The sequence below is a fragment of the Micromonospora costi genome (assembly GCF_003626655.1).
In the GTDB taxonomy this organism is placed as follows: domain Bacteria; phylum Actinomycetota; class Actinomycetes; order Mycobacteriales; family Micromonosporaceae; genus Micromonospora; species Micromonospora costi.
In genome coordinates this window covers 790989-810043 of the sequence record NZ_RBAN01000003.1, presented here as the reverse complement: position 1 = coordinate 810043, position 19055 = coordinate 790989, and the positions used below count along the sequence as shown (strand labels likewise).

24 protein-coding genes are annotated in these 19055 nt (G+C 73.7%); 15 read left to right on the top strand and 9 right to left on the bottom strand.

Annotation, left to right across the window (positions count from 1 at the left end; genetic code table 11):
- Positions 1-43 precede the first annotated feature (43 nt).
- From D7193_RS20415 to D7193_RS20400, 4 genes are all read left to right on the top strand, one after another.
- Positions 44-475, top strand: a complete 432-nt coding sequence (locus D7193_RS20415) for a Fur family transcriptional regulator (RefSeq protein ID WP_120781085.1) — start codon at positions 44-46, stop codon at positions 473-475.
- Positions 472-1584, top strand: coding sequence for a CAF17-like 4Fe-4S cluster assembly/insertion protein YgfZ (gene ygfZ, locus D7193_RS20410; protein ID WP_120781084.1), 1113 nt, complete (start codon positions 472-474; stop codon positions 1582-1584). Before D7193_RS20415 ends, ygfZ begins: the two co-directional genes overlap by 4 nt.
- A gap of 171 nt (positions 1585-1755) precedes the next feature.
- Entirely contained in the window at positions 1756-2583 is an 828-nt protein-coding gene (locus D7193_RS20405; RefSeq protein ID WP_120781083.1) for a beta-keto acid cleavage family enzyme, read from the top strand.
- A gap of 93 nt (positions 2584-2676) precedes the next feature.
- Positions 2677-3636, top strand: a complete 960-nt coding sequence (locus D7193_RS20400) for an asparaginase (protein ID WP_174242676.1) — start codon at positions 2677-2679, stop codon at positions 3634-3636.
- 9 nt (positions 3637-3645) lie between these two features.
- Here D7193_RS20400 and D7193_RS20395 read toward each other — a convergent pair whose 3' ends face one another.
- A complete protein-coding gene (locus D7193_RS20395; RefSeq protein ID WP_174242675.1) occupies positions 3646-4443 on the bottom strand; it encodes an alpha/beta fold hydrolase in 798 nt (265 codons plus the stop codon).
- 113 nt (positions 4444-4556) lie between these two features.
- On the opposite strand from D7193_RS20395, the gene D7193_RS20390 reads away from it, so the two are divergent.
- The 5 genes from D7193_RS20390 to D7193_RS20370 all read left to right on the top strand — a co-directional run bounded on the left by D7193_RS20390 (position 4557) and on the right by D7193_RS20370 (position 7894).
- The gene (locus D7193_RS20390) at positions 4557-5192 is read left to right on the top strand and encodes a helix-turn-helix domain-containing protein (RefSeq protein WP_120781080.1); all 636 of its coding nucleotides are present in this window, start codon (positions 4557-4559) and stop codon (positions 5190-5192) included.
- Entirely contained in the window at positions 5189-5875 is a 687-nt protein-coding gene (locus D7193_RS20385; protein ID WP_120781079.1) for a hypothetical protein, read from the top strand. Before D7193_RS20390 ends, D7193_RS20385 begins: the two co-directional genes overlap by 4 nt.
- Before the next feature lie 71 nt (positions 5876-5946).
- Positions 5947-6261, top strand: coding sequence for a DUF2516 family protein (locus tag D7193_RS20380; protein WP_120781078.1), 315 nt, complete (start codon positions 5947-5949; stop codon positions 6259-6261).
- Complete coding sequence (locus D7193_RS20375; RefSeq protein ID WP_120781077.1) at positions 6258-7145, top strand: alpha/beta fold hydrolase; 888 nt, start codon at positions 6258-6260, stop codon at positions 7143-7145. The genes D7193_RS20380 and D7193_RS20375 overlap by 4 nt, the downstream gene beginning before the upstream one ends.
- Positions 7146-7156: 11 nt before the next feature.
- Positions 7157-7894, top strand: coding sequence for an alanyl-tRNA editing protein (locus D7193_RS20370; protein WP_120781076.1), 738 nt, complete (start codon positions 7157-7159; stop codon positions 7892-7894).
- Positions 7895-7900: 6 nt separating this feature from the next.
- Here D7193_RS20370 and D7193_RS20365 read toward each other — a convergent pair whose 3' ends face one another.
- The gene (locus D7193_RS20365; RefSeq protein WP_206611929.1) at positions 7901-8530 is read right to left on the bottom strand and encodes a CGNR zinc finger domain-containing protein; all 630 of its coding nucleotides are present in this window, start codon (positions 8528-8530) and stop codon (positions 7901-7903) included.
- A 68-nt stretch (positions 8531-8598) separates the two neighbouring features.
- Between D7193_RS20365 and D7193_RS20360 the strand changes: the two genes are divergently transcribed.
- Together D7193_RS20360 and D7193_RS20355 are read left to right on the top strand one after the other, a co-directional pair.
- The gene (locus D7193_RS20360; RefSeq protein WP_120781074.1) at positions 8599-9048 is read left to right on the top strand and encodes a VOC family protein; all 450 of its coding nucleotides are present in this window, start codon (positions 8599-8601) and stop codon (positions 9046-9048) included.
- A gap of 69 nt (positions 9049-9117) precedes the next feature.
- Positions 9118-10032 (top strand): SDR family oxidoreductase, encoded by a 915-nt coding sequence (locus D7193_RS20355; RefSeq protein WP_120781073.1) that lies wholly within the window; start codon positions 9118-9120, stop codon positions 10030-10032.
- Here the strand turns inward: D7193_RS20355 and D7193_RS20350 are convergent.
- The 5 genes from D7193_RS20350 to D7193_RS20330 are packed head-to-tail and all read right to left on the bottom strand — an operon-like array spanning position 10023 to position 14621.
- On the bottom strand, positions 10023-11030 hold the full coding sequence (locus D7193_RS20350; RefSeq protein WP_120781072.1) for a helix-turn-helix transcriptional regulator: 1008 nt from the start codon (positions 11028-11030) through the stop codon (positions 10023-10025). The two genes, D7193_RS20355 and D7193_RS20350, sit on opposite strands and share 10 nt — an antisense overlap.
- A gap of 18 nt (positions 11031-11048) precedes the next feature.
- Positions 11049-11690 (bottom strand): response regulator, encoded by a 642-nt coding sequence (locus tag D7193_RS20345; RefSeq protein ID WP_377456058.1) that lies wholly within the window; start codon positions 11688-11690, stop codon positions 11049-11051.
- Positions 11687-12955: a sensor histidine kinase gene (locus tag D7193_RS20340; protein ID WP_241563217.1), complete on the bottom strand. Its 1269-nt coding sequence runs from the start codon at positions 12953-12955 to the stop codon at positions 11687-11689. The genes D7193_RS20345 and D7193_RS20340 overlap by 4 nt, the downstream gene beginning before the upstream one ends.
- Positions 12956-12966: 11 nt before the next feature.
- A complete protein-coding gene (locus tag D7193_RS20335) occupies positions 12967-13701 on the bottom strand; it encodes an ABC transporter permease (protein WP_120781070.1) in 735 nt (244 codons plus the stop codon).
- An 11-nt stretch (positions 13702-13712) separates the two neighbouring features.
- Positions 13713-14621: an ABC transporter ATP-binding protein gene (locus D7193_RS20330; RefSeq protein ID WP_120781069.1), complete on the bottom strand. Its 909-nt coding sequence runs from the start codon at positions 14619-14621 to the stop codon at positions 13713-13715.
- A gap of 128 nt (positions 14622-14749) precedes the next feature.
- Between D7193_RS20330 and D7193_RS20325 the strand changes: the two genes are divergently transcribed.
- The 4 genes from D7193_RS20325 (at position 14750) to mca (ending at position 17786) form a co-directional block, all read left to right on the top strand.
- Positions 14750-15571: an EI24 domain-containing protein gene (locus D7193_RS20325; RefSeq protein ID WP_120781068.1), complete on the top strand. Its 822-nt coding sequence runs from the start codon at positions 14750-14752 to the stop codon at positions 15569-15571.
- A gap of 1 nt (position 15572) precedes the next feature.
- Complete coding sequence (locus tag D7193_RS20320; RefSeq protein WP_120781067.1) at positions 15573-16088, top strand: O-acetyl-ADP-ribose deacetylase; 516 nt, start codon at positions 15573-15575, stop codon at positions 16086-16088.
- Positions 16089-16255: 167 nt separating this feature from the next.
- Entirely contained in the window at positions 16256-16873 is a 618-nt protein-coding gene (locus tag D7193_RS20315) for a TetR/AcrR family transcriptional regulator (RefSeq protein ID WP_241563215.1), read from the top strand.
- 1 nt (position 16874) lies between these two features.
- Positions 16875-17786 (top strand): mycothiol conjugate amidase Mca, encoded by a 912-nt coding sequence (gene mca, locus D7193_RS20310; protein WP_174242674.1) that lies wholly within the window; start codon positions 16875-16877, stop codon positions 17784-17786.
- Here the strand turns inward: mca and D7193_RS20305 are convergent.
- Both D7193_RS20305 and D7193_RS20300 read right to left on the bottom strand, forming a co-directional pair.
- On the bottom strand, positions 17722-18627 hold the full coding sequence (locus tag D7193_RS20305; protein ID WP_120781065.1) for a GNAT family N-acetyltransferase: 906 nt from the start codon (positions 18625-18627) through the stop codon (positions 17722-17724). The two genes, mca and D7193_RS20305, sit on opposite strands and share 65 nt — an antisense overlap.
- Positions 18620-19033: a RidA family protein gene (locus D7193_RS20300; RefSeq protein WP_120781064.1), complete on the bottom strand. Its 414-nt coding sequence runs from the start codon at positions 19031-19033 to the stop codon at positions 18620-18622. The genes D7193_RS20305 and D7193_RS20300 overlap by 8 nt, the downstream gene beginning before the upstream one ends.
- Positions 19034-19055 lie beyond the last annotated feature (22 nt).

Below are 19055 nucleotides of genomic sequence, written 5' to 3'. Positions count from 1 at the left end.
ATCGAGGTGAACCGGGACCGGCGGAACGGCGAACTATGATCGGATGGTGTCCGAATCCTCCCTCGCGGAAATGCTCCGCTCCCGTGGGCTGCGGCTGACGGCGCAGCGGCAGCTCGTCCTGCAGGCGGTGCTGGACCTCGGCCACGCCACGCCCGAGCAGGTGCACACCGCCGTGCGTGAGGTGGCCGCGGGTGTGAACATCACCACCATCTACCGCACCCTGGAGCTGCTGGAACGGCTCGGCCTGGTGACACACACCCACCTGTCGCACGGCTCGCCGACCTATCACGCCGCCGGGGAGCACCAGCACGTGCACCTGGTCTGCCGGCAGTGCGGCGCGATCGACGAGATCGACCCCGAGATGCTCCGGCCGCTCGCCGAGCAGCTGGCCGCCCAGCGGGGGTTCCGCGTCGACATCGGGCACGTGTCACTCTTCGGTGTCTGCGCATGCTGCGAGAACGGGGACCAGGAATGATCGACATCGCGGGTGCGGTGGCCGTCGAGAGCATCGACGAGGCCAGCCGCGACCAGCCCGAGCCGGTACACGCCGAGGCCGGCGTACGCGGCGTCGCCGCCCACTACGGCGACCCGATGCGCGAGCAGCGGGCCCTGGACACCGCCGTCGGCCTGGTCGACCGGTCGCACCGGGGCGTCGTAGCGGTGCCCGGCGAGGAGCGGGCCAGCTGGCTGCACACGCTCACCTCGCAGCACCTCGCCGACCTGGTCGCCGGTGAGGGCACCGAGTTGCTGGTGCTCTCCCCGAACGGGCACATCGAGCAGCACGCCATGGTCGCCGAGGACGGCCTGACCACCTGGCTGGACACCGAGCCGGGCGCGACCACCGGGCTGCTCACGTACCTGGAGAAGATGCGCTTCTTCAGCAAGGTCGAGCCGCGGGACGCCACCGCCGACTACGCCGTGCTCTCCCTGGTCGGGCCGGAGGCGCCGGGCGCGCTCGAGACGCTCGGCGTCACCGGGCTGGCCGCGCCCGACGCGGTCGCGGTGCCGGGCCCGAAGTTCCGGCACGGTGAGCTGCCGGCGCGGCCGAGCGTGCGGTACGCGGTGAAGCCGCTGCCCGCGGGCGGCTGGGCGCGCCGCGTGCCGCTCGGGGTGGACCTGCTGGTCCCCCGGGAGACGATGGACCAGGTGGTCGCGGAGCTGCGCGGCGCCGGGGTGCCGGTCGCGGGGCTCTGGGCGTACGAGGCGATCCGGGTGGCCGCCCGCCGGCCCCGGGTCGGTGTCGACACCGACCACCGGACCATCCCGGCCGAGGTGGGCCTGATCGGCTCCGCGGTGCACCTCGACAAGGGCTGCTACCGGGGCCAGGAGACGGTGGCCCGCGTGCACAACCTGGGCCGGCCGCCGCGCCGGCTCGTGCTGCTGCACCTGGACGGGGTGACCACGGACCAGCCGCCGGTGGCCGGGACGCCGGTGACCCTCGACGGCCGGGCCGTCGGCTTCGTGGGCACCGCCGTGCACCACTACGAGCTGGGCCAGATCGCCCTCGGGGTCGTCAAGCGCAACGTGCCCGAGGACGCCCGCCTCATGATCGACACCACGGTCGCCGCCATCGACCCGGAGTGACCCCGGCGCCGGAGGCCGCACGCGCCCGCCCCCTCCCGGTGATCAAGAGGTTTGCGTCGGATTCCGCGCCGGACGCGACGCAAACCTCTTGATCAACAGGGCGGTGGGCGGGGTCGGGTGCGCGCCGGTCGCGCGATCGACCTGGGCTCGGGCGGCGTCTAGGATCCGGGCATGACGACAGGGACGTTGATCACCGTTGCCCCCACCGGTGCCGAGTCGGCCAAGGCGGAGGTCCCCGCGCTGCCGGTGACCCTCGACGAGCTGCTGCTCACCGCGAAGGAGTGCGAGGCGCTCGGCGCCGCCGTGATCCACGTCCACATCCGTGACGACGAGGCCCGGCCGACGCTCGACCAGGGGCGGCTGCGGGAGACGGTGGCCGCGCTGCGGGAGAGCACCGACCTGATCGTCCAGCTCTCCTCCGGCGGCGCCGTCACCGACCCGGAGGCCGACCGGCTCGCGGTGCTCGACGCCGCGCCGGACATGGCGTCCTGCACCATGGGCACGGTCAACTTCGGCGACGACGTCTTCCTCAACCGCTGGGAGTTCATCGTCGAGCTGCACACGCGCATGCAGGAGCGCGGCGTCGTGCCGGAGTACGAGATCTTCGACCTCGGCCACCTGACCGCGCTCCAGCGCCTCCTCGGCAGGTACGGGCTGCCGCACGGCGGGCACGTGCACGTCGACTTCGTGATGGGTGTGCCGGGCGGTATGCCGGGCACCACCGAGACGCTGGTGGCGGCGCGGCAGATGCTGCGGGACCTCCCAGAGGGGACCACGTTCTCGGCCACCGGCATAGGCCGCAGCACCATCCCGGTCCTGCTCGCGTCGCTCTCGACCGGCGGCCACCTGCGGGTCGGCATGGAGGACACGGTGACGTACGCCAAGGGCCGGCCGGTGGAGTCCAACATGCAGCTGGTCGCCCGCGCGGTCGGTTTCGCGCAGCTCGCCCAGCGCCCACCGCTGACCACCGCCGAGGCCCGCGAGCTGCTCGGCCTGTAAGGCCGGCCCCTACGGTCACTCCTGTCACTGATTTCCGTACCACCTGGTCACCCGGCCGCCGGCCGCCGTCACACCGTCGGTACCGTCCACAGCGTGGCAAAGACGTACGAGGGCGGCGCGCCGCTCGCCGAGGTGGTCCGGTCCGGGTTCGTCGAGGGAGTGCACCGAGGGTCGGTCGTGGTGCTGGACGCCTCCGGGGCACCGGTCGCCGCGGCCGGTGACGTCGTCTCGGCGGTCTTCCCGCGATCGGCCAGCAAGCCCATGCAGGCGATCGGGATGCTCCGCGCCGGCCTGTCGTTGACCGATCCGGCAGACCTCGCGCTCGTCTCGGCGAGCCACGCGGGCGAGGACTTCCACCTGGAGCGGGTCGGCGCGTTGCTGGCCCGCGCCGGGCTGGACGAGTCGGCGCTGCACTGCCCGCCGGACCTGCCGGTCGGGGAGGCGGCCCGGACGGCGGTGCTGCGCGCCGGGGGCGGACCGACCCGGATCCAGATGAACTGCTCGGGCAAGCACAGCGGGATGCTGCTCACCTGCCGCGCCAATGGCTGGCCGGTCGACGGCTACTGGCGGCCCGAGCACCCGTTGCAGCAGCGGCTGCGGGCGGCGATCGAGGAGTTCACCGGCGAGGAGGTGGCGGCCGTCGGCGTCGACGGGTGCGGCGCGCCGGTGCTCGCCGTCTCGCTCACCGGGCTGGCCGGGGCGTTCCTCCGGCTGGTCTCGGCCGAGGTCGGCTCGGAGGCGCGGACGGTGGCCGACGCCATGCGGGCGTACCCGGAGGTCGTGGGCGGCACCCAGGCCGACGACACCCGGCTGATGCGTGGCATCCCCGGCCTGCTCGCCAAGGTCGGCGCGGAGGGTGTGATCGCGGCGGCCCTGCCCGGCGTCGGGGCGGTGGCCCTGAAGATCGACGACGGCGCGGCCCGGGCCCGGACCCCGGTGCTCGTCTCCGCGCTGCGGCGGCTGGGCGTCGACGCCCCGGTGCTCACCGAGTACGCCGAGGTGCCGCTCTTCGGTGGGGGCGTCCCGGTCGGAGCGGTCCGCCCCCTCTGGTGACCTGCCGGCTCAGGGCAGGAAGTCGAGCAGCGCCGCGTTGACCGGTTCGGGGCGCTCCAGCGGTGCGAGGTGGGCGGCGTCCGGAATGTCCGGCATCCGTACGCCTCCCGGCGCCTCGTCGGCGATGCGGTCGGCCAGGCGCCGGATGTCCGCGAGGTCGTCCGCGCCAACACCGACCAGTACGGGGACGCGCAGCTCGCCGAGCCGGTCGATCGCGGGCGGGTCGAGTTCGCCGACCTCGACGGCGCTGAGCGCCAGCTCGGCGGCGAGCGCCCGCCGGTCCATCTCCTCGGCGAAGCGGATCAGTTCGGGGTCGACGTCCTCGGGGCGGCGGGTCGGGCCCACCACCCAGAACCGCACCTCACCGGCGGCGGTGGCGGTGAAGTCCTCCTGGTCGACGTCGCCCACCAGCTCTTCCCAGAGCTGTTCGGTCTCCTCGGACCACTCGTAGCCGGAGACGGGGGCGCCGAAGAGCGCCAGGGCGGAGACCCGGTCGGGGTGGGTCAGCGCGGTGTCCACCGCGACCCTGCCGCCGAACGAGCAGCCGACCAGCGCCGCCCGGGGCAGACCGAGCGCGTCGAGCAGGCCGACCACGTCGTCGTGGTGCGCGAACGGCGCCGGTGGCAACTCCGAGTCGCCGTAGCCACGCAGGTCGAGGGCGATTACCCGGTGCCGGGCGGCGAGCGCGTCCACCTGCCCCCGCCACATCCGCCGGTCCGCGATGCCCGCGTGCAGGAGCACGACCGGGCTGCCCTCGCCGGCTTCGTCGTACGCGAGAATCGCGCCATTTACTTCGATCTTGGTCATCGGAGGACCGTACGCACCGGACGACGGGGCACGCAAGCGCATAGATGAGACGTCGCTAACTCTGGCTAGCATTTCGCTTGCAGGAGCTAGCACCCTGGGCTACCGTCGAGTGCATGGCCACCGGTAAGGACCTTCCCGACATCGGCGGGTTCATTCGCGACCTGCGGCGGAACGCGAAGATCTCGCTGCGCCAACTCGCCGAGCAGGCGGGGGTCAGCAACCCGTACCTCAGCCAGATCGAGCGTGGCCTGCGTAAGCCCAGCGCCGAGGTGCTCCAGCAGCTCGCCAGCGCGCTGCGGGTCTCCACCCCGGCCATGTACCTGCGGGCCGGGCTGCTGGACGACAAGGAGGGCCACGGCGTGCTCGCCGCGATCGCCGTGGACCCCGACCTGACCATGGCGCAGAAGCAGTCCCTGAGCCAGATCTACGAGACCTTCCGCCGGGAGAACGCCCGGCTCGCCGAGGCGACGGCGGCGGCGAGCGCGGCCCAGGAGGAGCCCGCGGCCGAGACCGGCCGGCCGGCCACGCCGACCGAGTCGGCGGGGCTGGTCAACCCGGCCGCCACCGGCCCCACCACTTCGGACGGCACGCCCACCGAGGCGGTCCTCGAGTCGGTGGCCGTCACCGAGGCCGGCCCGGCGCCCGCCCCACAAGCCCGCACGACCCCCGCCACCACGACCCCCGACAGGACGGCCGCCGGACCGGCGGCCCCGAAGGCCGCGGAGTCGGCCGAGGAGGAATTGTCATGACCCAGCCGAAGACCAACCGCATTCCGGCCCCGATCTACGCGGCAGCCGGCGCCGGCGAGCTGGCCCTCCAGCAGCTGCGCAAGCTGCCCGCGGTGGTCAGCGAACTCGGCACGAAGGTCGTCGCCGACCTGGGCGGCAAGGCCGTGGTGACCGGCTTCGAGCTGCGCGAGAAGGCCAACGAGACGCTGCGCGCGGCGAACCAGACCGCCGGCGCCCTGCGGGAGAAGGCCGCCGCCGGTGACCTCGACCTGAACAAGCTGCGCGCCGCGGCGGACCTCAACCGCGTACGCGAGGTCGCCGACCTGGACAAGCTGCGCGGGGCCGCGACCCGCAACGCCGCCGTCGTGCTGGCCGGCGCGCAGGCCGCCCAGGAGCGGGCGCTGGCCGCGTACGGCGCGCTGGTGGCCCGGGGTGAGCGCGTGGTCGGCGCCGGTGTGCTGGAGGCCGCCGAGACCGTGAACGCCGACATCGAGGCGACGGAGACCGAGGCCGAGCCGGCCCGGGCCACCGCGACCCCGGCCGAGGCGCCGAGCCCGACCGAGGTGGCCGAGCTCGCCGAGGCCAAGCCGGCCGCCGTCCGGAAGCCCCGCGCCACGAAGGCCACGAAGGCGGCCAAGCCGGCCGACACCCCGTCGGCGAAGCTGCCGCGGACCACCAAGCGGACCCGCCCGGCCGCCGAGTAGCACTGTGCGCCGGCGACCCCGGAGGCGTCCTTGTCGGACGTATCCGGGGTCGCCGGCATAAGCTTGCCGTCATGGCCTACGCCGCGCCGCTCTTCGCCTTCGAAGTCCGCTACGTGATCGAGCTGGTACTGCTCGTGTTCGCGCTCATCATCCAGGGCGTCGCGCTGGTGCACGCCATCACCCAGCGGTCCGACGCCTTCAATGCCATCGGCACCTTGCCCAAGGGCGGCTGGATCGCCATCCTGGCCGTCTGCCTGGTGCTCACCCTGCTCGGCTTCGGGCCGATCAGCCTCTTCGGACTGATCGGGATCGCGGCCGCGCTCATCTACCTGCTCGACGTCCGTGTGGGGTTGCGTGACCTCAGCGACGGCCGAGGGTTCTGGTGAGAAGTTTCCGCTGGCCACCACCGCCCGACGGCGGGCCCCGCACCTGGGGTCCCGGTCCTGGGGGCCCGCGCACCGGGCGCCCCGCCCTGCCGGAGCCGGAGACCGAGCTGGTCGCCACCCCGCACGACGTACGCCTGGAACGGCTCGTCACCGGCGCCGGCGACCCGGTGACCGTGTTCGCCCACGGGCTGGGCAACGGCATCGCCACCACCCGGCCGTTCGGCAGCGGCGTCGCCGGCCGCAAGATCTTCTTCCAGTTCCGCGGGCACGGCCGCTCGGACGCGCCGCCCGGTCCGTGGACGTACCAGGATCTCGCCCGTGACCTGCGGGCGGTTGCCGACCTGGGCGGGGCCACCCGTGCCTTCGGCGCGAGCCTCGGCGCCGGCGCGCTCTGCGCCCTGCTGGGCGAGAGCCCGGAACGCTTCGAGCGGCTGGTCTTCTTCCTGCCCGCGGTGCTCGACGAGCCGCGCGGCGAGGTGGCGCGGCAACGCCTCACCTCGCTGCTGGACGCGGTGGAGAGCGGGGACGCGTCAGCGCTCGCCGAGGCGGTCAGCGTCGAGCTGCCGGCCGCGGTGCGCAACACCCCGGCCGGTTGGGCGTACCTGCGCCAGCGGCTGGACCAGCTGCTCCGCGACGGGCTCGGCCCCGGGCTGACCAGCCTGCCGGATCAGGTCCCGCTCCCGGACATCGCGGCGCTGTCGGCCGTCACCGCGCCCGCGTTGGTGATCGGTTGCGCGGGCGACGACCTCCATCCGGTGGAGGTGGCCGAACGGCTCGCGGCCGTGCTGCCGGCGGCCACCCTGCACGTGTACGACCGGCCGGGCGTGCTCTGGACCGAGCGCGCCGACCTGCGGGAGCGGATTTCCGGGTTCCTCAACGAGTAACCTGCCCTGACATGGGTGTCACACATCACGGCCGGACGCACCGGCTGGACCTCGCCGACCCGTCCCTGCGCGAGTGGCAGTGCACCGTGCTGCACGCCGATCCGGAGCAGGGCATCGTCCTCGACCGCTCGGCCTTCTATCCCGGTGGGGGTGGCCAGCCGCCGGACCACGGGGTGCTGCTCTGGCAGGGCGTACAGACCCGGATCGTCGGGACGCGCAAGGGCGACGACCTCTGGTTGATCCCCGCCGAGGGTGACCCACTGCCCCCGGCCGGCACCACGGTCACCGGCGCCGTCGAGGACGAGCGGCGCAGCCGGCTGATGCGGACCCACTCCGGCCTGCACGTGCTCTGCGGCGTCGTCTTCCGGGACTTCGGCGCGCTGGTCACCGGCGGCAACATGGAGCCCGGCGAGGCGCGCATGGACTTCAACCTTCCGGAGGTCCCCACGGACTTCAAGACCCGGATCGAGGAGCTGGTCAACGCCGAGGTGGCGGCCGACCGGTCGGTGGCGACGCGAGTGCTGCCCAGGGCCGAGGCGCTCGCCCTGCCGGACATCATCCGTACCCAGTCCAACCTCATCCCGCCGGACGAGCAGGAGGTGCGGATCGTCGACATCGTGGGGCTCGACGTGCAGGCCGACGGCGGCACGCACGTCGCCTCCACCGCGCAGATCGGCAAGGTGCAGGTCGTGAAGGTGGAGAGCAAGGGCCGGGCGAACCGCCGGGTGCGTATCCGCCTCGTCGACTGAGGACGGTCAGTCCTCCGTGCGGCGGGCGCGCAGCGACCGGACCTTGTGCCGGTTGCCGCAGCGTTCCATCGAGCACCAGCGGCGCTGGCCGGGGCGCGAGGTGTCCACGAAGACGAGGTGGCAGTTGTGGGCCCCGCACTCGCGGATGCGCCCCGCGTAGGGGCCCGAGAAGAGGTCGACGGCGTCCCGGGCGATGGTGGCGAGCGCCTGCCCGCCCCGGGCCGGTAGCGCCCACCGCCGGGACCCCTCGGCGGTGAGCTCGGGGACCAGGGGCGCCCCGGCCGCGACCTCGTTGAGCGTGGCGAGGTCCGCGGGGGTGGCGTCGAAGTCGGCGGGGTCGTCGCTCGGTGGCCGCCCGCCGGTCCGCGCGCAGGCCAGGCGCCACAGCGCGTCCCGAAGCCGGCGCGCGGTGGCCAGTTCCTGCGGGTCTACCTCCACGCGGGCCGGGTCGAGGCGCAGCCGGGACAGCGCGAGCCAGGCGGCGAGATCCGCCGGCCGGTGCAGGGCCTCGTACCGGCGGCCCACCGGGCCCGGGCCGCCGGTGGTGAGGAACTCCAGGCTGAGGGCGCCCGGGTCGAAGCGGTAGCGGGTGCCCGTCAGGGAGACCAGGGTGAGTCCGCTTGCGTCGTCCGTCACGTAACCACTATAAACGGTTACAGCGGCGGCCCGCATCGGGCGGGTCGCCGGTCGGAGGTGAGGACGCGATGGCCCTGAACTGGAAGCTCGTCGTCGACTGTGCGGACCCGATCCCGTTGGCGCGGTTCTGGGCCGCGGCGCTCGACTACGAGCTGGAGGACAACAGCGACCTGGTCGACCGGCTGGTCGCGGCCGGCGCGATCGGGCCCGAGACGTACGTCGAGGTCGACGGCCGCCGTGCGTTCCGTCAGCTCGCCGCGGTGCGCCACCCGGACGACCCGGTCGACCCGGCCAGCGGGACCGGGCTCGGCCGCCGGGTGCTGTTCCAGGCCGTTCCCGAGCCGAAGCAGGGCAAGAACCGGCTGCACATCGACGTGCACGCCGGCCCGGCCGACCGCGAGGTGACGGTGAAGCGGCTCACGGCGCTCGGCGCGACAGTGCTGCGCGAGGTCGACGAGTACGGCAGCCGGCACACCACGATGGCCGACCCCGAGGGCAACGAGTTCGACGTGCAGTGACACCCGCCGCCGAAGTCGACAAGGAAAAACGGACTTCCGCTGTCAGGTATCGCTGGCAGCCTCGGTGGCATGACGAAACCGCTGACAGGAAAGATCGCGCTCGTGGCCGGGGCGACCCGCGGCGCCGGCCGGCAGATCGCGGTGCAGCTCGGCGCGGCCGGCGCCACGGTCTACGCCACCGGGCGCAGCAGCCGGGCCGGCCGGTCCGAGATGAACCGCCCCGAGACCATCGAGGAGACCGCCGAGCTGGTGACGGCGGCCGGCGGCGAGGGCATCGCGGTCCGGGTCGACCACCTCGTGCCAGAACAGGTGCGGGACCTCGTCGCCCGCATCGACGCCGAACAGGGCCGGCTCGACGTGCTGGTCAACGACATCTGGGGCGCTGACCCGCTCGTCACCTGGGAGAAGCCGGTGTGGGAGCAGCCGCTCGACGCCGGCTTCCGCACCCTGCGGCTGGCGATCGACACCCACATCATCACGGCCCACTTCGCGCTGCCCCTGCTGATCCGCCGGCCCGGCGGCCTGGTCGTGGAGATCGGTGACGGCACGACCGCGTACAACGAGAGGACCTACCGGCTCTCGGTCTTCTACGACCTGGCCAAGGTGTCCGTGAACCGGCTCGCGTTCTCCTGGGCCCACGAGCTGGAGCCGCACGGCTGCACCGCGGTCGCGCTCACCCCCGGGTGGCTGCGCTCGGAGGCGATGCTGGAGCACTACGGGGTCACCGAGGAGAACTGGCGCGACGGCGCCGCGAAGGAGCCGCACTTCGTCATGTCCGAGACGCCGGCCTTCGTCGGGCGGGCGGTCGCGGCCCTCGCCGCCGATCCCGACCGCGCCCGTTGGCACGGCCGGTCCGTGGACAGTGGCGGGTTGGCCCAGGTGTACGGCTTCACCGACGTCGACGGCACCCGACCGAACTGGGCGCGCTACCACGACGAGGTGGTGGCGCCCGGGAAGCCGGCGGACGACAGCGGCTACCGCTGACCGGGCGCGTCGGGGTCGTCCGGGCGCGGCGCGGCGTACAGGCCGGCCATCCGCTCGGCGGCCCCGGCCATCAGCGCCCGCAGCTCGGGCGGATCGAGCACCTCCACCTCGGGGCCCAGCGTGAGCAGCTGGGCGTACGCCACCTCGACCGACTCGACGGGCAGGCGCAGCACCACCCGGCCCTGCCCGTCCGGGCCGTCCGCGGCGGCGACCGCCTCCTCGTACACGAAGGGGGCGTCGACGAGGTGGCGGAGCCGGCGCAGGCCGGCGGCGCTCAACCGGAGCGTGACCTCGGCCGGCAGCATGCCGCGCAGGAACGCCTCGGCCTGCTCGCGCCAGTACCCGGCCAGATCGAACGCCTCGTCGCGGTCGAACGTCTCCCCGCCGACCTCGACGGCGGTGACCCGGTCCACCCGGTACGTCCGGTACCCGTCGCCGACCCGGCCCACCAGGTACCAGGTGCCGCTCTTGAGCACGAGACCGTAGGGGGCCAGCGCCCGGTCGACCTCGCGGTCGCCGCGCCGGTAGCGCAGCCGGACCGTCCGGTCCCGCCACACCGCGCCGGCCAGCTCGGCGAGCCATGGCGGCGGTCCGACCTCGCGGAACCAGCCCGGCACATCCAGGTGGAACCGCTGGCCGGCGCGGGCGGGGGCGTCGCGCAGGGCCGGCGGGAGCGCGGCGAGCACCTTCAGCTCGGCGGACGCCACGGCGTCGGCCAGCCCCATGTCGCCGGCCGGCCCGGGCAGCCCGGCGAGGAAGAGCGCCTCCGCCTCGTCCCGGGTCAGCCCGGTCAGCCGGGTCCGGTAGCCGCCGAGCAGGCGGTAGCCGCCCGTCCGCCCCCGGTCGGCGTAGACGGGCACCCCGGCGGCGGAGAGCGCCAGCACGTCCCGGTAGATGGTCCGCTCGGAGACCTCCAGCTCCCGGGCGAGCTCGGCGGCCGTCATCGTCTCCCGCGACTGGAGCAGCAGCAACAACGAGATCAACCGGGACGCCCGCACCGGTCCATCCTGCCCCGGTCAGCGACCGCCGGGAGTGAGCAGGCCCCGGTCGTACGCGGCGGCCACCGCGGCCGCCCGGTCGTTGACGCCGAGCTTCGCGTAGACGTGCAACAGGTGGGTCTTGACCGTCGCCTCGCTGATGAACAACCGGGCCGCGGTCTCACGGTTCGAGGAGCCGCGTGCCACCAGGGTGAGCACCTCCAGCTCCCGCTGGCTGAGGGGTTCCTCGGCCGGCGTGCGGAGCCGACCCATCAGGCGGCCCGCCACGCTGGGCGAGAGCACCGGCTCGCCGCGGGCGGCCGCCCGCACGGCGCGGACGAGGTCGTCGCGGGGCGCGTCCTTGAGGAGGTAGCCCGTGGCGCCGGCCTCGATGGCCGGCAGCACGTCCGCGTCCGTGTCGTACGTGGTCAGCACCAGCACCCGTGCCGCGCTGCCGGAGCGGGCCAGCCGCCCGATGGCCGTCACCCCGTCCATCCCGGGCATCCGCAGGTCCATGAGCACGACGTCCGGGTGGTGGTGCGCGGCGAGGGCGAGCGCCTCGGCGCCGTCGGCGGCCTCGCCGACCACCTCGAAGCCCGGGTCGCCGTCGAACATGCCGCGCAGCCCGTCGCGCACCACCGGGTGGTCGTCGACGATGAGCAGTCGTACCGGGTCGGTCAACAGGCACCTCCGGACAGCGCGGGCACGGACGCCGAGACGGCGGTGCCCCCGCCCGGCTCGCTCTCGACGGCCAGCTCGCCGCCGACACCGGCGACCCGCTGCCGCATGGCGGTCAGGCCGTATCCACCGTCGGAGCCGGGGACCGCCGGCCGGCCGGTCACGTCGAAACCCACGCCGTCGTCGCGGACGTCCAGCGTCACCACGTCCTCCATGTAGGACAGGGTGAGGCCGACCCGGGACGCCTTCGCGTGCCGGCCCACGTTGGTCAGCGCCTCCTGGGCGGCCCGGAGCAGGGTCACCTCGACCTCCGGGTGCAGCGGCCGGGCGTCGCCCGTCACGCTCACCTCGGCGCGTACCTCGTTGATCGTCGACCACCGCCGGGTGAGCTCGGCGATCGCGTCGGGCAGCCGGACGGACTCCAGCGCCTCGGGTCGGACCGCCCTCACCGACCGGCGTGCCTCGGTGAGGCTCTCCCGGGCCAGGGCGATGGCGTTGTCCACGTGCCGCTGCCAGTCCGACCGCCGGTCGCGGGCCTGCCCAGCGGCCTCCAACTGGGTGATGATGCCGGTGAGCCCCTGGGCGAGCGTGTCGTGGATCTCGCGGGCCATGCGCTGCCGCTCGTCGGTCACCCCGGCCTCCCGGGCCTGGGCCAGCAGTTGGGCGTGCAGCCCCTCGTTCTCGCGCATGGTCTCGGCCAGCCGGCGGTTCGCCTCGGCCAGCTCCTCGACCAGCCGCTTGCGGTTGGCGTGCTGCCGGTCGTTGATGGTGCTGAACCAGGTCACGGCACCGGCCACGCCCAGGTTGAAGGCGACAAGCACGAGCCAGAGCACCCCGTGCGACAGGGACGACGGGACGCCCCCGCCCTGCGCGGTGCCCGCGAGGACGGCCGAGGCGGCCACCCCGGCGAACCGCCAGTTGCCGGGCAGCAGGACCGCGTGCACGAAACCGGCCCAGGCGAAGAAGCCGTACCACGGGCTGTCGAGCACCAGCACCGCACCGAATGCGAGCAGCCCGACGTAGTAGACCGCCATGAGCGCGCGTCGCGTCACCCACTCCGGGTGCAGGTTGACGAACCAGGCGATCCAGCAGGCCGCCGCCGCGGCGACCAACAGATCGGGGACGAGCGAGAGGCCGACCGGCGCCGGCGCGGCGGTGGTGAGCAGCGCCCCGACGCCCAGCCCGACGTAGGGCACGACCTTGTGCAGGACCGCCTCGCGGTCCTCCCAGGCGGCCAGCCGGTCGACCTGCTCGGCGGTGCTTGTCATCGGGTACCCGCTCATTCCCAGCGGAACATCTTGGCTGCCGCCGTGCCCGCGAGCAGGGCGACCGCTGCCATTATGGCCAGGTGCAGCGGTCGCGGTGACGTGCCGGTCCAGGCATCGAGCAGCGCCTGCACGCCGGGCGGCGTGTAGTCGCCCATCCGGACCAGGACGTCCGGCAGGAGGAACCGGGGCACGTAGACGCCGCCGAAGAACATCACCACCAGGAACAGCGGCACGGCCAGCGCCTGCGCCGCCTTGGCCGTCCGCGCTGCCGCCGCCACCAGCAGCCCCAGCGCGAGCAGGGACGCGGTACCGAGGACGAGGGCCAGCGTGAAGCCCAGCGGGCGCCGGGGCAGCGGTACGTCGAAGGCCAGCCGGCCGACCACGACGAGCAGCAGCGCGCTGATCAGGATGGTGACGAGCGAGATGACCAGTTGGGCGGCCAGCAGCGCGCCCGGGCTGGCCGGGGTGGTGGCCAGCCGACGTAGCACCCCGCGTTCCCGGTAGGTGGCCAGCACCGTGGGCAGGATGTTCACCCCCGTCATGGCGAGCGTGATGACCAGCAGCGACGGGGCGAAATACTGGATGAAGGACAGGTCGCCGAACTGCGCCTCGGGCTGGCGCCCGGCCGGGATCAGCCCGAACACCAGCAGCAGCGCGAGCGGCAACGCGACGGTGACCAGCGGCGCGGCGAAGTCCCGCAGGTAGAGTTTGGTTTCGATCTTGAGGATCTGCCCGAAGGCGCGCATGCCGTTCTCCCTCAGTCGGTGGTCCGGTGACCGGTCAGCTCGACGAAGGCGTCGTCGAGAGTGGACTGTTCGAGCCGCAGGTCGGCGACGACGATCTGGTTGCGGGCGAGCACCGACGTGACCGCGTGCAGCAGCTCCCCGGTCCCGGTCACGACCAGGTGGCCGCCCGTGCGCTGCACGGCGGTCACCTCGGGCAGGTCCGTGAAGAGCTGGTCGTCGACGGGGGCGGACGGCCGGAACCGGACGCGTTGCTCCGGAGCGACCCTCGACACCAGGCCGGCCGGGCTGTCCAGGGCGACGACCCGACCCCGGTCGATGACGGCGATCCGGTCGCAGAGCCGTTCGGCCTCCTCCATGAAGTGGGTGACCAGGATGATCGTCACTCCACTGTCACGGACCTGCTCGATGAGCCCCCAGGTGTCCCGCCGTGCCTGCGGGTCGAGCCCGGTGGTCAATTCGTCGAGGATCGCGATCTCCGGGTTGCCCACCAGGGCCAGCGCGATCGACAACCGCTGCTTCTGGCCGCCGGAGAGCTTCTTGTACGGGGTGCCCCGCTTGGCGCCCAGGCCCAGCCTGTCGATCAACTCGCCCGGGTCGGCCGGGTCCCGGTAGAAGGAGGCGTACAGGTCCAGCGCCTCGCCCACCCGCAGCCGGTCCGGCAACTGGCTCTCCTGGAGTTGCACCCCCACCCGCTCGCGCAGCGGCGCCGCGTCCCGGCGGGGGTCGAGCCCGAGGACCGACACCCCGCCCCCGTCGGGGACGCGGAGCCCGGCGACGCACTCCACGGTGGTGGTCTTACCGGCGCCGTTCGGGCCCAGGATCCCGAAGATCTCCCCGCCCTCCACCGTGAACGTCACGTCGTCCACGGCCACCAGATCGCCGTACCGCTTGTGCAGGTTCGTCACCTCGATGACCGGCATCGCATCGCACCGTCCTTCCCCGGGAGTCGTGCCATCCCAGCGTCGCGGCGCGGGCCCGGCGGGGCATCGACCGGCCGGGGACGATCAGGGCCGGCGAGGGCTGACCCGAGCGATCCACCAACCGGTTGATGTGCCGGCAGCCACTAGGCTCTCCGGACGTGGACGTGACCAGCATCGCCCGCCCGGTGACCGGAGCCGCCAGCCGCTTCCTCTCCGGAGCGGGCCTGCTGCTGCGCGGCATCGGCCTGTACGTGCGCAGCCCGAAGCTCATGCTGCTCGGCATCGTGCCGGCGCTGATCTCCAGCGCCGTCTTCCTCACCGCGTTCGCCGTCCTCGTCTGGTTCGTCGACGACCTCGCGGCGCTCGTCACCCCGTTCGCCGACGACTGGTCGGCCACCTGGCGCAACCTCGTGCGGGTGGTCGCCGGGCTGGCCATCCTGGGGCTGGGCGGCCTGCTCGGCGTGGTCACCTTCACGGCGGTCACCCTGGTCATCGGCGACCCGTTCTACGAGGCGATCTCCGAGCGGGTCGAGGAACGGCTCGGCGGCACGCCGGGCGCGGTGGACGTGCCATTCTGGTCGTCGCTGCGCCGCAGCCTCGCCGACTCCGTACGCCTGGTGGCCCTCTCGACGCTGGTCGGCATCCCCCTCTTCCTCGCCGGTTTCATCCCCGTGGTGGGCCAGATCGTGGTCCCGGTGATCGGGGCGGCGGTGGGCGGGTGGTTCCTCGCCGTCGAACTCGTCGGGGCGCCCTTCTACCGGCGCGGGATGCGGCTGCCGGAGCGGCGGGCACGGCTCAAGGCGGACCGGCCCACGGCGCTCGGCTTCGGCGTGGCGGTCTTCCTCTGCTTCCTGATCCCGCTCGGCGCGGTGCTCGTCATGCCGGCCGCGGTGGCCGGTGCCACGCTGCTCGCCCGCCGCTCGCTCGGCCAGCCCATCCAGGAGACGTGACATGCGGGTAAGCCTGATCGAGGGGGACATCACGGCCCAGCGGGTCGACGTGATCGTCAACGCCGCCAATTCCTCGCTGCTCGGCGGTGGCGGCGTCGACGGTGCGATCCACCGCAGGGGCGGTCCGGAGATCCTCGCGGAGTGCCGGGCCCTGCGGGCATCCCGGTACGGCCGGGGCCTGCCCACCGGCCAGGCGGTCGCCACGACGGCCGGCCGGCTGCCGGCCCGCTGGGTCGTCCACACCGTCGGTCCGGTCTGGTCGGCGAGCGAGGACCGCTCGGCGCTGCTGCGCGACTGCTACGCGAACAGCCTCGCGGTCGCCGACGACCTGGGCGCCGGGAGCGTCGCCTTCCCGCTGATCTCAGCCGGCGTCTACGGCTGGCCAGTCGAGGACGCTGTACGTCAAGCACTGACCGTGCTGCGCGCGGCCGCCCCGGGCCGGGTCACCGAGGCCCGCCTCGTGCTCTTCGGCGCCGACACGTACGCGACCGCCGAGCGGGTCGCCGCGTCGCTCTGAGCCCGGCCCGGCCCGCACGCGAAGTCGCACGGGCCGGGCGGGCCGTCGTCCGTCACCAGGTGATGCGCAGGTTCATGCGCTCCTCCTTCCGTCGGGCGACCAGGCTAGGGCGGGCCGATCTTTAGGCCAAGCCTATTTTTAGGTCGGACCCATGTATGCTGGCCGGCGTGACGATCGACGGCAGCCTCCGCGAACGCAAGAAGCGGCAGACGCGGCAGTCCATTTCGGACATCGCGACCCGGCTGTTTCTGGAACGCGGCTACGAGCGGGTGACCATCGCGGAGATCGCGGCGGCGGCCGGGGTAGCGAAGATGACCGTGACGAACTACTTCCCGCGCAAGGAGGACCTGGTCCTCGACATCGCCGAGGAGTTCGTGGCGCTGCTGGCCCGCGCCGTCGCCGAGCGGCCGGCCGGCGAACCGGTGCGGGACGCGCTGCGCCGGCGGTACGCCGAGGCGGTGGCACGGCGCGAGGCGGCGGTCGGGTTCGCGGGCGAGCCCTTCGTACGCCTCGTGGAGGACAGCCCCGCGCTCGCCGCCCGTCTGCGGGAGCTGTTCGACCTGCGGGAACGGGCGCTCGCCGCGCAGCTCGCCGCCGAGCCGGCGACGGCCGGCGACGACCTCACGGCGCGGCTGGTCGCCGCGCAGCTCGCCGGGGCGTACCGGGTGCTCTTCGCCGAGGCGTTCCGGTTGATCCGGGCCGGGCACGACGAGGAGCAGGTGGCCGGGATCCTCGCCGAGGCCGGGGCCCGCGCCTTCGACCTGCTCGCCACCGCAGGGGATTGACATGACCGACTCCCTGCGACTGATGGCCGTGCACGCGCACCCCGACGACGAGTCCAGCAAGGGCGCGGCGACCCTGGCCCGGTACGCGGCCGAGGGCGTGGACGTGCTCGTGGTGACCTGCACCGGGGGCGAGCGGGGCGACGTCCTCAATCCCGCCCTGGACATCCCGGAGGTGCGTGCCAACCTGGGCCGCGTCCGCCGGGAGGAGATGGCGCGGGCGGCGGCGGTGCTCGGCGTACGGCAGCGGTTCCTCGACTTCGTCGACTCCGGACTGCCGGCCGGCGGCGCCGACCTGCCCGCCGACGCGTTCGCCCGGCTCCCGGTCGACGTGGCCGCGGCCCCGCTGGTCGCGCTGGTTCGCGAGTTCCGCCCGCAGGTCCTTGTGACGTACGACCCGACCGGCGGATACCCGCATCCGGACCACGTGATGGCCCACCGGGTCGCCCGCCACGCGTTCGACGTCGCCGCCGATCCGGCCGCCAACCCCGAGGCGGGCTCGGCGTGGGCCGTCGCGAAGCTCTACTATCTGGTCTCGTTCAGCCGTGCCTGGTTCCAGGCGCTGCACGACGCCACCCGGGCCGCCGGGCTTCCGTCGGCGATGGACGAGGTGCTGCGGGAGCTGCCCGAGGGCCTGCCGGAGCCACCCGTCACCACCCGGATCGCCTGCGCCGAGCACTTCGCCACCCGGGACCGGGCGCTGCTCGCGCACGCCACGCAGGCCGACCCGGCGCACCCCTTCTTCGCCCACTCCCGGGACATCGAGCGGCGGGTCTGGCCGACCGAGGACTACGAGCTGGCCGAGACGCGGGTGCCGGTGAGCCGGCCGGAGGACGACCTCTTCGCGGGGCTCAGGTCAGGTCACGCAGGCAGGACCACTGCGTGGCCACCGGCCGGTAGCCGAGCCGGGCGTTGACCGCCAGCATGGGGGCGTTCGCCTCGTCGTTCGAGGTGTACGCCGTGCGCACCCCGCCGGCGGCGGCCCGGTGCAGCGCCGCCTGCTTGGTGAGGCGGGCCAGCCCCCGCCCGCGGTAGCGCGGCACGGTGGCCGTGTAGTCCGACCACATCCGGTCGCCGTCCCGTTTGACCAGGCTGAACGCCACCACCTCACCGTCCACCTCGGCGGCCGTGCTCGCGTCCTTGTCCAGGCCGAGGTTCTCCCAGACGTCGTACCGCCAGATCTCGTAGGTGACCGCGTCCGAGGGCACGTCACCCGGCTCGTCCGAGGCCGCGGCGACCTCCGCCCGGTAGAGCCGCTCCGGGTCCAGGTCGGTCAGCGGCCGCCACCGTACGCCCGCGGGTGCCGCCGGCATCGACGGCACCGGATCCAGGTCGAGCGCCGAGTAGCGCATCTCCCGGCTGGGCGTGAAGTTGTGCCGGCGGGCGAACGGCAGGGACTCCTCCAGGGCCCAGGTGCGGACGCGCCGCACCCCGAGCGGGCGGAGGTGGTCGAGTGCCGCCTCCAGGAGGGCGGTGCCGATGCCCCGGCCACGGTGCTCGGGATGCGTGTGCAGCAGCGAGACCTCGCCGAAGTCGGGCTCGGAGGTGCGGATGTTCCGGTACGCCGACACCCAGCCGACCACCCGGGCGTCGACCTCGGCCACGAACGCCGTCCACTCCTCGTCGGGCGGCGGCTCGGCGATCATCTGCCGGGTCGAGGCGACCCCTCGCACCAGGTACGGGTAGACGATGGCGCGCAGCGCCACCACGTCCGCGGCGTCGTCGGGCCGGGCGGTGCGGATCCGGGGGTCAGCCATCGTTGCGCACCGCGGCGATCGCCTCGACCTCGACCAGCTGGTCGGAGTAGCCGAGCACGGCCACCCCGAGCAGCGTGCTCGGCGGTTCGTGGTCGCCGAACGCGTCCCGTACCACCTGCCAGACCGCGACCAGGTCCTCCTGTCGGGGCGACGCCACGTAGACGGTCGTCTTGACCACGTCGTCGAGGCGGGCGCCGGCCGCCGCGAGGGCGGTCGCGAGGTTGGCCATCACCTGTCGGGTCTGTGCAGCGTGGTCGCCCGGAGCCACGGTACGGCCCTCGCCGTCCAACGGGCACGCGCCGGCCGTGAACACCAGCCGGGCCGGTGGTTCGACGGTGGCCGCGTACGCGTACTCGGCGACCGTGGAGAGATCGGGGACGGGGATCAGGCGTACGGGTCCGGTCATCCGCGCGAGGCTACCGCCGGGT